Below are 1,271 nucleotides of genomic sequence, written 5' to 3' on the forward strand. Positions count from 1 at the left end.
TGAAGTGCACCCCTTAAAGTAGACATTGGAAAAACCCCTACGGTTTACCGATGAAAACTTTAGGGGGTGTATTTTTATGCCAGCAAAGAAAGGGCAGAAGTTTAAGCATTATAGTGAAGAACTTAAGTTGCAAGCAATTCAGATGAGATTAAAGGGTGTTTCCAAACGGGTGATCATGGAAAAATTGAAAATTCATGATGAGGACCGACTAAAGGTCTGGATGCGGAAGTATAGGAAACTCGGAGAGTTTGGTCTTCTAGATCAACGTGGCCGTCGCGAAGAATACATAGATGCAAACAGATATATCGAAAAGTTAAAGCGGGAGAATAAGATGCTAAAAAAGTGCTTGGAAATCTGGATGCGGGAGGTGCAGTCCATAAGTATGCCGCAATCAAGAAAGCAGCAGGAGAATACACCATCAGTGAGCTCTGTAAGCTGTTTGGCGTCTCAAGAAGTGGATACTACGCATACTTAAAACGCCAAGGAATAGATCGGGACAAGTCTATGAAAGATTTAGTCCAGGCTGTGTATAAGAAGTACCACGGTAAATATGGGTATAGACAAATCCAACTATTTCTCCTGCAAGATCATGGGGTGTGGGTCAATCATAAGAAGGTACTACGTCTCATGCAAGAAATGGGGCTCCGTTCTCGAATACGTCGCAAGTATCGTTATCACCTTGCTTCATCGGTTGGGGGGCGAGTTGCCCAAAATATTCTACAGCGTAATTTCAAAGCAGATGTGCCCAATCAAAAGTGGGTAACGGATGTCACACAGTATCGTGTTGCGGATACTTGGCTCTACCTGTCTGCTATTAAAGATTTGTTTAATAACGAAATCGTGGCCTATCACATGGATGTTCGCAACGACAATCAATTGGTCCTACGGACCTTTGAGAAAGCTTTTGAAAAGACGAAAGACGTGACTGGACTGATCGTTCACAGCGATCAAGGATTCCAATACACGTCCTACGCTTACCACGACATGCTGCCAAAGGTTGGCGCCCAAATCAGCATGTCTAGAAGAGGCAACTGTTATGACAATGCCTCGATGGAGAGCTTCTTCTCGCATCTTAAAACGGAAGGGCTCTATCCTTATGATATCCGAAGTATCGATGAGGCACAAAGGCGAATCGAGAAGTACATTGACTTCTACAACGAAAATCGCCCGCAGAGAAAATTAAAAAAGCTGACGCCTGTTGAATTCAGACGCCAGCTAGTGGCCTAACGGCCCGGGTTTTTCTTACTGTCCACTAAACGGGGCCTTGACCA

2 protein-coding genes are annotated in these 1,271 nt (G+C 44.2%); both read left to right on the forward strand.

Annotation, left to right across the window (positions count from 1 at the left end; genetic code table 11):
• Positions 1-76: 76 nt before the first annotated feature.
• Positions 77-475 carry a helix-turn-helix domain-containing protein gene (locus ACQ5DJ_RS29870; RefSeq protein WP_007724027.1) on the forward strand — a complete coding sequence of 133 codons (399 nt, stop codon included), beginning with the start codon at positions 77-79 and terminating at the stop codon, positions 473-475.
• Positions 418-1,227, forward strand: coding sequence for an IS3 family transposase (locus tag ACQ5DJ_RS29875; protein WP_429845620.1), 810 nt, complete (start codon positions 418-420; stop codon positions 1,225-1,227). The genes ACQ5DJ_RS29870 and ACQ5DJ_RS29875 overlap by 58 nt, the downstream gene beginning before the upstream one ends.
• Positions 1,228-1,271: the final 44 nt, after the last annotated feature.

The organism is Brevibacillus sp. FIR094 (assembly GCF_050477165.1).
Lineage (GTDB): Bacteria > Bacillota > Bacilli > Brevibacillales > Brevibacillaceae > Brevibacillus.